The sequence below is a fragment of the Sodalis sp. RH19 genome, from assembly GCF_047324215.1.
Lineage (GTDB): Bacteria > Pseudomonadota > Gammaproteobacteria > Enterobacterales > Enterobacteriaceae > Acerihabitans.
In genome coordinates this window covers 2,073,180-2,086,797 of the sequence record NZ_CP178734.1, presented here as the reverse complement: position 1 = coordinate 2,086,797, position 13,618 = coordinate 2,073,180, and the positions used below count along the sequence as shown (strand labels likewise).

The 13,618-nt window shown below is 55.4% G+C and carries 13 protein-coding genes; 7 read left to right on the top strand and 6 right to left on the bottom strand.

Features of this window, described 5'->3' with window-relative positions; genetic code table 11:
• The first annotated feature begins 1,001 nt into the window (after positions 1-1,001).
• The 5 genes from oppA (at position 1,002) to oppF (ending at position 6,636) form a co-directional block, all read left to right on the top strand.
• Positions 1,002-2,639, top strand: coding sequence for an oligopeptide ABC transporter substrate-binding protein OppA (gene oppA, locus ACL2XF_RS09355; RefSeq protein WP_410015247.1), 1,638 nt, complete (start codon positions 1,002-1,004; stop codon positions 2,637-2,639).
• A gap of 103 nt (positions 2,640-2,742) precedes the next feature.
• Positions 2,743-3,663 (top strand): oligopeptide ABC transporter permease OppB, encoded by a 921-nt coding sequence (gene oppB, locus ACL2XF_RS09350; protein ID WP_410015246.1) that lies wholly within the window; start codon positions 2,743-2,745, stop codon positions 3,661-3,663.
• 14 nt (positions 3,664-3,677) lie between these two features.
• Positions 3,678-4,586: an oligopeptide ABC transporter permease OppC gene (oppC, locus tag ACL2XF_RS09345; RefSeq protein WP_410015245.1), complete on the top strand. Its 909-nt coding sequence runs from the start codon at positions 3,678-3,680 to the stop codon at positions 4,584-4,586.
• A gap of 11 nt (positions 4,587-4,597) precedes the next feature.
• Positions 4,598-5,623 carry an ABC transporter ATP-binding protein gene (locus ACL2XF_RS09340; protein WP_413728491.1) on the top strand — a complete coding sequence of 342 codons (1,026 nt, stop codon included), beginning with the start codon at positions 4,598-4,600 and terminating at the stop codon, positions 5,621-5,623.
• Positions 5,620-6,636, top strand: a complete 1,017-nt coding sequence (oppF, locus tag ACL2XF_RS09335; protein ID WP_410015243.1) for a murein tripeptide/oligopeptide ABC transporter ATP binding protein OppF — start codon at positions 5,620-5,622, stop codon at positions 6,634-6,636. Before ACL2XF_RS09340 ends, oppF begins: the two co-directional genes overlap by 4 nt.
• A 1,449-nt stretch (positions 6,637-8,085) precedes the next feature.
• On the opposite strand, the gene ACL2XF_RS09330 is transcribed toward oppF, so the two are convergent.
• A complete protein-coding gene (locus ACL2XF_RS09330; protein ID WP_410015242.1) occupies positions 8,086-8,409 on the bottom strand; it encodes an HI1450 family dsDNA-mimic protein in 324 nt (107 codons plus the stop codon).
• A 77-nt stretch (positions 8,410-8,486) separates the two neighbouring features.
• On the bottom strand, positions 8,487-9,947 hold the full coding sequence (gene cls, locus ACL2XF_RS09325; protein WP_410015241.1) for a cardiolipin synthase: 1,461 nt from the start codon (positions 9,945-9,947) through the stop codon (positions 8,487-8,489).
• Positions 9,948-10,131: 184 nt separating this feature from the next.
• Here cls and ACL2XF_RS09320 point away from each other — a divergent pair, with 184 nt between their 5' ends.
• Positions 10,132-10,311: a YciY family protein gene (locus tag ACL2XF_RS09320; RefSeq protein WP_410015240.1), complete on the top strand. Its 180-nt coding sequence runs from the start codon at positions 10,132-10,134 to the stop codon at positions 10,309-10,311.
• Between the two features lie 109 nt (positions 10,312-10,420).
• Here ACL2XF_RS09320 and ACL2XF_RS09315 read toward each other — a convergent pair whose 3' ends face one another.
• Both ACL2XF_RS09315 and ACL2XF_RS09310 read right to left on the bottom strand, forming a co-directional pair.
• On the bottom strand, positions 10,421-10,642 hold the full coding sequence (locus ACL2XF_RS09315; protein WP_410015239.1) for a hypothetical protein: 222 nt from the start codon (positions 10,640-10,642) through the stop codon (positions 10,421-10,423).
• A 621-nt stretch (positions 10,643-11,263) separates the two neighbouring features.
• Positions 11,264-11,560, bottom strand: coding sequence for a YciI family protein (locus tag ACL2XF_RS09310; RefSeq protein ID WP_410016555.1), 297 nt, complete (start codon positions 11,558-11,560; stop codon positions 11,264-11,266).
• A 216-nt stretch (positions 11,561-11,776) separates the two neighbouring features.
• Between ACL2XF_RS09310 and ACL2XF_RS09305 the strand changes: the two genes are divergently transcribed.
• Positions 11,777-12,520, top strand: a complete 744-nt coding sequence (locus ACL2XF_RS09305; protein WP_413722780.1) for an energy transducer TonB — start codon at positions 11,777-11,779, stop codon at positions 12,518-12,520.
• A gap of 59 nt (positions 12,521-12,579) precedes the next feature.
• Here ACL2XF_RS09305 and yciA read toward each other — a convergent pair whose 3' ends face one another.
• Together yciA and ACL2XF_RS09295 are read right to left on the bottom strand one after the other, a co-directional pair.
• Positions 12,580-13,005 carry an acyl-CoA thioester hydrolase YciA gene (gene yciA / locus ACL2XF_RS09300; RefSeq protein ID WP_413722781.1) on the bottom strand — a complete coding sequence of 142 codons (426 nt, stop codon included), beginning with the start codon at positions 13,003-13,005 and terminating at the stop codon, positions 12,580-12,582.
• Positions 13,006-13,056: 51 nt separating this feature from the next.
• Positions 13,057-13,602 (bottom strand): septation protein A, encoded by a 546-nt coding sequence (locus ACL2XF_RS09295; RefSeq protein ID WP_410015236.1) that lies wholly within the window; start codon positions 13,600-13,602, stop codon positions 13,057-13,059.
• Positions 13,603-13,618: the final 16 nt, after the last annotated feature.

Here is a 13,618-nt window from a genome sequence, read left to right as displayed (position 1 = left end):
TATATCAGTTAGTCTATCTGCCCAATCAGGGATATGCATTGGCACAATGAGCTTTTTACTTAATGAGTTTCTTCAATCACCTACTTTAACAAAAAATTCAGTTAAATTGCCGCTTTTTTATGCTTACCCGGCTTTGCGTTAAAGGGATCTTAAAGAGTATTACCGCAGTTATATGTGATACATATCACAAATTATGCATGCTGACTCCATTCAGCATGGAGGGATGGCCGCAAAAGTTACACAGGTGCCTTAATTACGTTAACCGATGAAATGTCGGGATAAATACGATTACAATTAATTAACAAACTGGCTGCAAAATTCGCCCCAAATAGCGATTTACCGCCGGGGGAGAAAGCAAAACGGCAGGCCGCCAGAAAAATCCACCTTAACATTGCCTGCCTAACCCCGCGCAGCGATGCTCATAACGGTCAGCATCAAAATAGGACAAAACATGCACGGAATTGGCCAAAATGCACCATAAAGCATCAGCGTATATTAACTGCGCAATGGGATTTTGTCGGCATAATGGGAAATTAATCGTGCTTTATTTCAAAACGATAGCGGGTTTTATCGGAATTTTCCGGATTTTTTTTCAGCCTAAGCGGCAAAGGGTCTTGTCACAATGCTACTCAGATGTTATTAGTGTTTATTCACGCATCATTAGGCGTTTATTCTCTTTACAGGCCATAAATTGACCTTATGTGTTTTTATGTAACAAATGATTAAATAATAATTATTTTTCCATGTAAGGCTGATATTTTTTGATGCCATGATAACTGTAAATAACTTCTTGCCAGGCCTGTGTCCCACCCGATTGCTGTTTTTGCCGGCGCCGCGCCGGCTTGTTTCCTTTATAGCCTTCACCAATAAGGAATACCGCTTCTTTGCCTTGTGGTTTCGTTCACCATAATTGGCGTGGGAGTTGTCATACCCGTTTAACGGGAACCTGCGTGCCGCAAAGCCGGGGCCACGCAATAATAAAAAACTGGAGTGCACTGATAATGACCAACATCACGAAAAAGACACTGCTGGCGGCGGGCATCATTGCCGCACTGGGCGTCGTGTCGGTAGGATCCTCTTTCGCCGCGGACGTTCCCGCCGGCGTGCAGCTTAGCGACAAACAGGAATTGGTGCGCGGCAACGGCGCCGAAATACAGTCCCTCGATCCCCATAAGATAGAAGGGGTGCCGGAATCCAATATCAACCGCGATGTGCTGGAAGGGCTGACCATTAACGACCTGTACGGCCATACGCAGCCGGGCGCCGCCGAAAGCTGGGAGACCAAGGACTCGAAAGTCTGGATCTTCCATCTGCGCAAAGACGCCAAATGGTCCAACGGCGATCCGGTGACGGCGCAGGATTTTGTCTATAGCTGGCGTCGCCTGGCCGACCCGCAGACCGCGTCGCCGTATGAAAGCTATCCGCAGTACGCCCATATCGTGAATATCGATGAAATCATTGCCGGCAAAATGAAACCCGATACCCTGGGCGTTAAGGCCGTGGACGATAAGACGCTGGAAGTGACCCTGAGCCAGCCGGTGCCTTATTTTCCTAAATTACTGAGCAACCCCGCCATGTCGCCGGTGCCGCAAAAGGTGGTGGAGCAGTTTGGTGAAAAATGGACCCAGCCCGCCAATTGGGTCGGCAACGGCGCGTATAAAGTAAAGGATTGGGTCGTCAACGAGCGTCTGGTGCTGGAGCGTAGCCCGTCCTATTGGAATAATGCCAAGACGGTGATCAACCAGGTGACCTACCTGCCGATTTCCTCGGAAGTAACCGACGTGAACCGCTATCGCGCCGGCGAATCCGATATGACCTATAACAATCTGCCGATCGAATTATTCCAGAAGCTGAAACGCGAAATCCCGAAAGAAGTGCATGTCGATCCGTATCTGTGTACCTATTATTATGAAATCAATAACCAAAAGGCGCCCTTTACCGATGTGCGCGTGCGCACCGCGCTGAAACTGGCGCTGGATCGCGATATTATCGTTAACAAGGTTAAAGCCCAGGGCGACTTGCCCGCCTTTGGTTTTACGCCTCCGTATACCGACGGCGCCAAGTTGACCCCGCCGGAGTGGTTTGGCTGGAGCCAGGACAAACGTAATGCCGAAGCGCGTAAGCTGCTGGAGCAGGCCGGCTACACCAAGGATAAGCCGCTGACCTTCGATTTATTGTACAATACCTCCGATCTGCATAAGAAACTGGCGATTGCCGTTGCGTCGATATGGAAAAAGAACCTGGGCGTGGAAGTCAAGTTGGTAAACCAGGAATGGAAAACCTTCCTCGATACCCGTCACCAGGGGACCTTTGATGTATCCCGCGCCGGCTGGTGTGCCGATTACAACGAACCCACCACCTTCCTGAACATTATGCTGACCAATGGTTCGAGCAATACCGCCCATTACTCCAGCCCGGCCTTTGATAAGCTGATTGCCGACGCCGTCGACGCCAAGAGCGATGATGCGCGCACAACCTTGTATCAGCAGGCTGAACAGCAACTGGATAAGGATTCCGCCATCGTTCCGGTGTATTACTATGTGAACGCCCGGCTGGTGAAACCTTATGTTGGTGGATATACCGGTAAAGATCCGCTGGATAATGTGTATGTAAAAGACCTTTACATCATCAAACATTAACCAGGCGTAATGGATGACAACAGGGCAGGGTCTTCACGGGCCGTGCCCTGTTTTTCCTGTTCAAGTGAACGATTTGAATAAATGCACGTTATAGGTATTGGGCATGTTAAAGTTTATTATCCGCCGGTTGCTTGAAGCGATTCCGACGCTATTCATATTGATCACCATTTCATTTTTCATGATGCGGCTGGCGCCCGGGAGTCCGTTTACCGGCGAGCGCGGCCTGCCGCCGGAAGTGATGGCCAACATCGAAGCCAGGTACCATCTCAACGATCCGATGATAAAGCAGTACGGCGCGTATCTGGTCCAACTGGCGCACGGTGATTTCGGCCCGTCGTTCAAATATAAAGACTATTCGGTTAACGATTTGGTGGCCAATTCTTTTCCCGTCTCGGCCAAGCTAGGCCTGGCGGCGTTTATACTGGCGATGGTGGTGGGGGTATTCGCCGGCGTCATGGCGGCGCTGCGGCAAAATACCAAATGGGATTACCTGGCCATGGGTTTTGCCATGACCGGCGTCGTCATACCCAGCTTTGTGGTGGCGCCGCTGCTGGTGCTTATCTTCGCCATTACGCTTAAATGGCTGCCGGGCGGCGGCTGGAACGGCGGCGCGCCCAGGTTTGTGCTGCTGCCGATGATTGCCCTGTCGCTGGCCTATATCGCCAGCATCGCCCGTATCACCCGTGGCTCGATGATTGAGGTGCTGCACTCCAACTTTATCCGCACCGCCCGGGCCAAGGGACTGCCCATGCGGCGCATTATTTTCAGCCACGCCCTCAAACCCGCGCTGCTGCCGGTCATTTCTTATATGGGACCGGCGTTTGTCGGCATCATTACCGGCTCCATGGTAATAGAAACCATCTTCGGACTGCCGGGGATCGGCCAGCTGTTTGTCAACGGCGCGCTGAACCGTGATTATTCGCTGGTGTTAAGCCTGACCATCCTGGTCGGGGCGCTGACGATTTTATTTAATGCGATTGTCGATGTGCTGTACGCGGTTATCGACCCGAAAATACGTTATTAAGCTGGAGCACGCACATGATGATTGGTAACAAAAATAGCGAGGCTCTGGAGAAACTCAGCGAAACGCTGCAAGTGGAAGGCCGTAGCCTTTGGCAGGACGCCCGCCGGCGTTTTATCCATAACAAGGCCGCGCTAACCAGCCTTATCGTTCTGGCGCTGATCGTGGTGTTTGTCGCCCTGGCGCCTTCCCTGGCGCAATTCAGTTACGACGATACCGACTTTGCCATGATGTCGGCCGCGCCGAGTATGGAATCCGCGCATTATTTCGGCACCGATTCCTCCGGCCGCGATCTGCTGGTGCGCGTGGCCATCGGCGGACGGATTTCCTTGATGGTCGGCGTCGCCGCCGCGCTGGTGGCGGTGATCCTGGGCACGCTTTACGGTGCGCTGTCCGGCTATCTCGGCGGTAAAACCGACTCGGTGATGATGCGCCTGCTGGAAATCCTCAACTCTTTTCCGTTTATGTTTTTCGTTATCCTGCTGGTGACTTTTTTCGGCCGCAATATCTTTTTGATCTTTATCGCCATCGGCATGGTGTCCTGGCTGGATATGGCGCGTATCGTGCGCGGCCAGACCCTGGGGCTGAAACGCAAGGAGTTTATCGAGGCCGCGGTGGTCAGCGGGGTGCGTACCCGCAATATTATCCTGCGCCATATCGTCCCCAACGTGTTGGGCGTGGTGGTGGTTTATGCGTCCCTGCTGGTGCCGAGCATGATCCTGTTCGAGTCGTTCCTCAGTTTCCTGGGGCTGGGCACGCAGGAGCCGCTGAGCAGCTGGGGCGCCTTGTTAAGCGACGGCGCCAATTCCATGGAAGTGTCGCCCTGGCTGCTGATGTTTCCCGCCTTTTTCCTGGTGGTGACGCTGTTTTGTTTTAATTTTATCGGCGATGGCCTGCGTGATGCCCTCGACCCGAAAGATCGTTAAGGAGTGCCGTGATGAGCATAATCGACCCAAAAACGCCGACGCCCTCCCTGGCGTCGGCTGCGCCCGCGCCGGCATTGCTGACCGTTAAGGATTTGCGCGTGACCTTCGCCACCGCCGACGGCGATGTGACCGCGGTTAACGACCTGAACTTTACCCTGCGGGCCGGGGAAACGCTGGGTATTGTCGGCGAGTCCGGCTCGGGTAAGTCTCAGACCGCGTTTGCCCTGATGGGACTGCTGGCCGCCAACGGGCGTATTGAGGGCTCCGCCGCCTTTAATGGCCGTGAAATTCTCAACCTGCCGGAGAAGCAGCTGAACAAACTACGCGCCTCGGAAATCTCGATGATTTTCCAGGATCCGATGACGTCGCTTAATCCTTATATGCGGGTGGGCGAACAGCTGATTGAAGTACTGTTGATGCATAAAAAAATCAGCAAGCATGAGGCGTTTGAAGAGTCGGTGCGTATGCTCGACGCGGTAAAAATGCCCGAGGCGCGCAAGCGGATGCGGATGTATCCCCATGAGTTTTCCGGCGGCATGCGTCAGCGGGTGATGATCGCCATGGCGCTGCTGTGCCGGCCGAAACTGCTGATAGCCGATGAGCCCACCACCGCGCTGGATGTCACCGTCCAGGCGCAGATCATGACCTTGCTAAACGATCTGAAACGCGAGTTTAACACCGCCATCATCATGATTACCCACGATTTGGGTGTGGTGGCCGGCATCTGCGATCGCGTGCTGGTGATGTACGCGGGCCGTACCATGGAATACGGTACGGCGCGCGATATTTTTTACCAGCCCAGCCATCCTTATTCCATCGGCCTGCTGTCGGCGGTGCCACGGCTGGATGCCGACGGTTCCACCATGATGGTGACCATTCCCGGCAATCCGCCCAATCTGCTGCGTTTGCCGGAGGGCTGTCCGTTCCAGCCGCGCTGTCCTTACGCCATGGATATCTGCGTCAACATGCCGCCCCTTGAGCGGTTCGCCACGGAGCGTCTGCGCGCCTGCTATAAGCCCCTGGAGGAATTGGTATGAATGCCATGGACGAACATAAAAAGGTGCTGCTGGATGTCGAAAACCTGAAAGTGTATTTCGAGGTGAAAGGCGATAAACAGTGGTTCTGGCAACCGGCCAAGAGCCTAAAGGCGGTCGACGGCGTGTCCCTGCGGCTGTACGAGGGAGAAACGCTGGGGGTGGTGGGCGAGTCGGGCTGTGGCAAATCGACCTTTGCCCGGGCGCTGATTGGCCTGGTGAAATCCACCAGCGGGCGTATCGCCTGGCTGGGCAAGGAATTGCAGGGGATGAGCAGCGATGAGTGGCGCGAGACGCGTAACGATATCCAGATGATTTTCCAGGACCCGCTGGCCTCGCTTAATCCGCGCATGACCATCGGCGATATCATCGCCGAGCCGTTGCATACCTATCATCCGAAGATGCCGCGCCAGTTGGTGAAAGACAAGGTGCGCAACATGATGCTGAAGGTGGGGCTGTTGCCGAATCTTATCAATCGGTATCCGCATGAGTTTTCCGGCGGGCAGTGTCAGCGTATCGGCATCGCCCGCGCGCTGATACTTGAACCCAAGCTGGTGATTTGCGACGAGCCGGTGTCGGCGCTGGACGTGTCGATCCAGGCGCAGGTGGTGAATTTATTGCAGCAGCTGCAGCGTGAGATGGGGCTGTCGCTGATCTTTATCGCCCACGATCTGGCGGTGGTGAAGCATATTTCCGATCGGGTGCTGGTGATGTACCTGGGCCACGCGGTGGAGTTGGGTACGTATGATCAGGTGTATCATAATCCTCAGCATCCCTACACCAAGGCGTTGATGTCGGCGGTGCCGATACCGGATCCGGATAAGGAACGTAATAAGGCCATTCAACTGCTGGAAGGGGATTTGCCGTCGCCGATCAATCCGCCGTCGGGGTGTGTGTTCCGTACCCGGTGCCCGATTGCCGGCGAGGCGTGCGCGGTGACGCGGCCGATACTGCAGGGCAGTTTTCGGCATGCGTGCTCCTGCATTAAGGTGGATGTGAGCCAACTGGCGCAATAATCGGGAATAAAACCCACTTTTCGCCAGCAGGGTGCCAGCGGGCGTACCAATGATATGGTCTGGTGATTTTGGTGCGCCGGATGGATGTCGCCACGTTTATGCCGCTGCGGCGAGGGTTTCGCTGGTGGTTGGGGGGAGACTTATGCCGCTGCGGCGAGGGTTTCGCTTGCCGTGCGTTAGGTTGTTTTATGTCTTGCCCGGTGCCGGCAAGCGACAAGAAGGGTGGTTCGCGCCACCCTTCTTGACTTCCGCGCGTCCGGCAGACCGTGCGCCGCTGCGCGGTTCCCGGCATCACCCATCCCGTCTTTTGGACCGCACGGGACGCGCTCCCGGCGCGCCCTTTGCTTTCGCCGCTCCCGGCGGCTCATCCAGCCGCGATGCGCGCCGCCGGCGCACTCTATGCCGGCACCACGTCAACACCATCGTCTGTGAGTAAATTAATGTTTTAGGGTTCTCAGCGGTATGCGTTTACCGGGAAAAATATCAGCATCCAATTTGGGCTAAAGTCTACAATCTAATGGCTAATGGCTAATGGCTAATGGCTAATGGCTAATGGCTAATGGCTAATGGCTAATGCTTACTGCTTACTGTTAAAACTTAAAACTTAAAACTTAAAACTTAAAACTTAAAACTTAAAACTGAATGATGAATGCCTTACTGCCTTATTACATGACGGCTCTACCGCCTTACTGCATGACTCCATGTCTGTATGACCTGCTTTTCGCTGTGCCAGCTGCTTTTTTCCATACGCGTTGCATCCCATAACCGTCAATCCTATCCCGACGCCAAACTCTATCCAAGCAAAAGCGCCGCTATCGCTTCAGAAAATACATTGCCAACAGCGACATATGTCCCGGCATAAAGCGCGCTGACGGCGCCAGTGCCCCCGGCATGAGCCGCCGGGAGCGGCGAAAGGCCCGGTGGCGCCGGGAGCGCTAACCGGGCCGGTGCATCACGGGGGCATGGGCGGCGGAAGGCATCGCGCAGCGACGCGCGACCTGCCGGGCGCGCGGAGGTCAAGGAGGCCGTCGCGGTACGGCCTCTTTGTCGCTTGCCGGCACCCGGCACTGCATATAACCACCGAACGCACGGCAAGCGAAACCTCCGCCACGGCAACATAAACTTTATCGCAGCGGCATAACCTCCGCCACGGCAACATAAACCTTATCGCAGCGGCATAACCTCCGCCACGGCAACATAAACCTTATCGCAGCGGCATAACCTCCGCCACGGCAACATAAACCTTATCGCAGCGGCATAACCTCCGCCACGGCAACATAAACCTTATCGCAGCGGCATAACCTCCGCCACGGCAACATAAACCCTATCGCGGCGGCATAACCTCCGCCACGGCAACATAAACCCTATCGCAGCGGCATAACCCCCGCCACGGCAACAGAAATCCCCCAGCCTAGAACGGACCTGGCATGTCATGCGGCACTTGTGAAGTTATTCTTTCCAGAGGATATGGCAGATTTTTTCCGCTTTATCGCGGCAGATCAGCATGCGCGCAAAAACGTCGTTGACCTCCTGTCCGTCTTCATCCGCCAGGCCGATAACCACTTCAGCGAAAAAATCCGGATTGAGGTCAAAATCCACCTGCTCGTGCCATTCTTCCGACGGGTCAAACAGCTCAGCCGCGCCGCGTTGTTCAAACTGCAGATTAAAAAGAATCAGATCGGCCTGATCAAGGTTATCCGGCGCCAGTTCAAGAAAAATATCATAAGCCTGCTCCAGCGTTTCATCATCTGTCAGGCGATTGTCCAAATCCATAACCGGGGTCCTGTGTGGGTATCACGGAGGCATCAAGGGCGTTGCATGGCGCTATTACATCATGGCCTTCGCTAAATTTACAGCAATGGACTGAAAAAGTAGAACAGGCGCTCGACAATGCGTTGCCAGTAGGGGCGTTTGGCCCAGACCTGCGGGTCGATAAGCCGGGAGCGGGCGATATAATCCTCCTGGACCCGCGCCAGGTCGCTGCCGAAGTCATCATCGTCAATCACCAGGGTAATTTCAAAATTGAGCCACAGGCTGCGCATGTCGAGATTGACGGTGCCGACCAGGCTGAGCTGGCCGTCCACCAGTACGCTTTTGGTATGCAGCAGGCCACCCTCGAACTGATGGATATTGACGCCCGCTTCCAGCAGTTCGGCGAAAAAGGCCCGGCTGGCCCAGCCGACCAGCAGGGAGTCGTTATCGCGCGGCACCACGATATGCACGTCCACGCCGCGCTGGGCCGCGGTGCAAATGGCGTGCAGCAGATCGTCGCTCGGCACCAGATAGGGCGTGGTCATGATTAACTGCTGCCGCGAGGAATAAATTGAGGTCAGCAGGGCCTGGTGGATCATGCCTTCCGGGAAACCGGGGCCGGAGGCAATGACCTGGATAGTATGTCCCGTCGCCTGTTCAAACGGCATGATATTGACATCGGGCGGCGGTGGGAGCACCCGCTCACCGGTCTCGATTTCCCAGTCGCAGGAATAGATAATGCCCATGGCGGTCGTCACCGGGCCTTCCATCCTGGCCATCAGGTCGATCCATTGCCCGACGCCGGCATCCTGCTTGAAATAGCGCGGATCGACCATGTTCATGCTGCCGGTGTACGAAATATAATTATCAATCAGCACCATCTTGCGGTGCTGACGCAAATCCATGCGCCGCAGAAAGACACGCAGCAGGCTGACGTGCAGCGTTTCCACCACCTCGACGCCGGCGTTACGCATCATGGCCGGGTAGGGGGTGCGGAAAAACGCGACGCTGCCGGCGGAATCGAGCATCACACGGCAGCGCACGCCGCGCCTGGCGGCCGCCATCAGCGCCTCCGCCACCTGGTCCACCTGGCCGCCGGCCTGCCAGATATAAAACACCATCTCGATATTAGTCTGCGCCAGTCCGATATCCCTGATCAAGGCTTTAAGGGTGGCGTCGGTACCGGTAAGCAGCTGCAGCTGGTTGCCTTTCAGTCCGCCCATACCCTGGCGTAACTCGCACAGCTTGAACAGGGAGCGGGCGACTTCGCTGTTTTCGGTGGCGAAAATCCGCGTGCACTGCTTGAGGTCATGCATCCACTTGGCCGTGGACGGCCACATGGCCTTGGCCCGTTCCGCGCGGCGCTTGCCCAGGTTGAGTTCACCGAACAGCAGGTAGGTGATGATGCCCACCAGGGGAAGGATATAGATAACCAATAACCAGGCCATTGCGGAGGGGACCGCGCGCCGCTTCATTAACACCCGCAGGGTGACACCTGCGATCAGCAACCAATAGCCGAATACTATTAGCCAGTTGATTACAGTATAAAAAGTTGTCATAGAGGCGAAAAATCCTGTTCGCAAGGCGTTAAGCATGAGTGTACGCATACGGGGCGAAAAGAGGAAATTTTTTCGCCCCGCGCGCGCCCTTTACCAGTCCGCCGCGCCGGCGTTACAGCCTTGGCAGTCCGGGAAAATGGTTTATAATGGCGCCCTTATTATCCGGTAAGAGTCCGTTCGTGCCATGAAAAGAAGCAGAAATGAAGTCAGCCGCTGGCGCATGTTAAGGCAGGCGCAGCGCCGGCGTAGCCAGTGGGTGGAAGCACAGTCCCGCACCTATCGGCATCTGACGCGTTTGCGGCATCTTCAGTTGAAACAGCAGCGCCGTTCGTTGCTCTTTTCCGTAACGTCTTATGGTCTGTGATCCGCGCTAAATAACAGCGATAAAAAAACCGGCTTTTGGCCGGTTTACCGTATTTGAGTTCCTTATTACGGTTTTAATCAGGATTATCCCTTTCCTTATGATGTCTCTGTCACTGTGTGGCGGTGGTCGTTGATGTCGACGTCGACGTAGACGTCCCAGTGCCTTCCGGGTCGCTGGCGGATGCCATGGCGGCCACCGAGCCGGAAACCAATCCCGGATCGGTGACCGTCGCGGCACCGGAAGCGCTTTGCGTAGCCGCTTCCGTGGTTCCCGCGGCGCCGGCTGCAAAAGCAGTACCGGTGCCGGCGGCGGACATAACAAGTAGTGCCATAAAGATTTTCTTCAACATACTTACCTCCGGTTGTTAACTTCTTAACGGGGAGTACAGCAATTCCAAAGTATTAGAAATTGCCGGCGCCTACAAACCGGATATTGGCGCCCTGGCGCGTATTAACTGAATATTTATGCTGTCTTGGCCGGTAAGAGTCTGATTAAATGTTGGTTATTTTTTATACTAAGATAATTCCTAAATGATAATGATATGCCGGGACGATCACGGTAATTTCTATCAATTTTAAGGGGTTAATAGCCGTTACGTTGATTAATTGCCGTTAAGTATTAGTCGGCGTTAAGTAACAAGCAAAATAATAATGAGGCGACCAAAATAGGCGGCAGAAAAAAAATAGCATTAAGGGAAAAGCAAATTCACCGAAGGCAGGGGTTGGCACGCATTATATATAGCCCCGGCGATATCCAGGTCTGGCCAACAAAGAAAATAATGGCGTTGTTTGCCGGTAAATCCGTTGGCGCAGCCTCCTTAATAGAGAGGATAAATGATAAGCTTAGATAATGATTGATGGGTTTTGCCGCCGGGTAAATTAACCTAGCGGGCAATCAGCCGTTATTTCACGCCCGGGCCGCGTGGCGGCGCCGGGATGCAATAGGGTAATAATCAGAAGGTTTTACGGTAGGGTTTAACCTGCACCTGCTTATAAACACCCGCGGCGACATACGGGTCGGCATCCGCCCATGCCTGCGCCGCTTCCAGGGAATCAAATTCAGCAATAATGGTGGAGCCACTGAATCCCGCCGCCCCGGGTTCGTTACTGTCTATCGCCGGCAGCGCGCCCGCCGTCAGTAAACGACCCTCATCACGTAGCAGTTGCAGCCGGGCGACATGAGTGGCGCGTACGGATTGGCGTTTTTCCAGGGATCCGGGCACGTCTTCAGCATAGATAACATAGAGCAAGGGCATTACTCCCAAAGGAATGGATTCATTTCAAGTAATTTACGTTAAGACATTGAACCCCGCGGCGCAATGAAAAAATTTTCCTGGCCGCTGACGGTTGTTCAGACAGGGATAATTGCCGGTTTATCCTGTTAACCTGGCAAGAGTTTGTTTTGAGTTATTGAATATGATTGCTATTTGCATTTAAACTTCACCTTTACTGAAACTTTTGTTGATATGGCGTTGATAATTTTGAAACCGACCCGTCGATTTTCGTGGCCGTTTGTCTTGTCCGCAGGGCTGCATACCTCGCTGGTGGCGGGATTGCTGTATACGTCGGTAAACCAGATAACCGCGCCGACCGCGGTTGAGCAGCCGATGAGCGTTACGCTGGTGGCGCCGGAGCCTGAGCCGGTGGCCGCGCCGCCGCAGCCGCCGGTGGAACCGCCCGAGGTTGAGCCGACGGCTGCGCCCGAACCCGCCCCGGAGCCTGTGCGCGAACCGGATCCCATCCCCGCGCCTGAGCCTCCCGCGCCGGTACAGCAGCCGAAACCCCTGCCCAAGCCCAAGCCGGTGCATAAAGAAGCGGCTAAACCCAGGCCCAAGGTGACCGAGCCGCGCGCCGAACCGACACCGCTCGCCGCTCCGCCCCGTGAGGCGCCCGTACGTGCCGCTCCGGCGCCCGCGCCGGCGCCGTCCGCACCGGTGGCCGATACCGGCCCGAAAGCCATCAGCCGCCCGGAACCGGGCTACCCTGAGCGCGCCAGGGCATTGGGCATCGAGGGAACGGTGAAGATCCAGTTTGATGTCGATGATAGCGGCCAGGTGGAAAACCTGCGTATCATCTCCGCCACGCCGCGCAATATGTTCGAGCGCGAAATTCGCCAGGTGATCCGGCGCTGGCGCTACCAGAGCGGCAAACCGGGCAAAAACCAGACCACGACCATCGAGTTTAAGCTGTCGGGCGTCAGCAGCAGCTAGGCCGGGCCGCGGTGTGCGCAAGGCCCGGCACGGGCCGCCGCCTGGGGCAAAACGGGCGGCTAAGCGCCGCCGGGGGCGAAGTGGCGCTTGCCGTCGGGCAGGGGACGCGCCTTGCCTTCGTCGTCCACCGCGACATAGGTGAAAGCCGCTTCGGTGGCGCGGTAGCGCTGGCCGATGGGGGCGGAAGAGACTTTTTTGATCCAGACTTCCACGTTAATGCTCAGCGAACTGTTGCCCGTGCCGGTACAGCGGGCGTAACAACAGACCACGTCCCCCACCGCCACCGGTTTCAAAAACGTCATGCCGTCGACGCGCACCGTGACCACTCGGCCCTCGGCTATTTCCTTGGCGAGGATAGCGCCGCCCATATCCATTTGCGACATCAGCCAGCCGCCAAAAATATCACCGTTGGCATTGGTGTCGGCGGGCATGGCCAGCGTGCGCAGCACCAGCTCGCCGGAAGGTAAAAAAGGATTGTCGCTCATCAGGGGTTCCGCTTGGTTTGACATCGGTCCGCCCCGCGGCGGACCGGGGGATCAACGGGAGTTTTTCTGGTCTTCCGTCATATGACGATAGACATACACCCCGCTTAACAGGGTGAATACCAGCGTCAGGCCGGTCAGGCCGAACACCTTGAAATTCACCCAAACGTTTTGCGGCAGCCAGAAGGCGATATAGATATTCGCCGCGCCGCAGCCCAGGAAAAACAGCGCCCAGGCAATATTAAGATTGTTCCAGACGCGCTCGGGCAGGGTCAGTTCCTTGCCAAGCATGCGCTGAATCAGCGGCTTGCCCAGCATGAACTGGCTGACCAGCAGCGCAATGGCGAACAGGCCGTAAATGACCGTGACCTTCCATTTGATGAATTCGGCGTTATGGTAATACATCGTCAGTGAGCCGAAGATGGCAACCATGATAAACGTCAGCAAGGTGACTTTTTCCACTTTCCGGTAGCGGATCCAGGTATAAATCAGCACCAGCGCCGACGCGGCAATCAGCGCGCCGGAGGCAATATAAATGTCGTACAGCTTATAAAAGACAAAGAACACCACTAACGGCAGAAAATCCAGAAACTGCTTCATAAAAAAATCCGTGGTT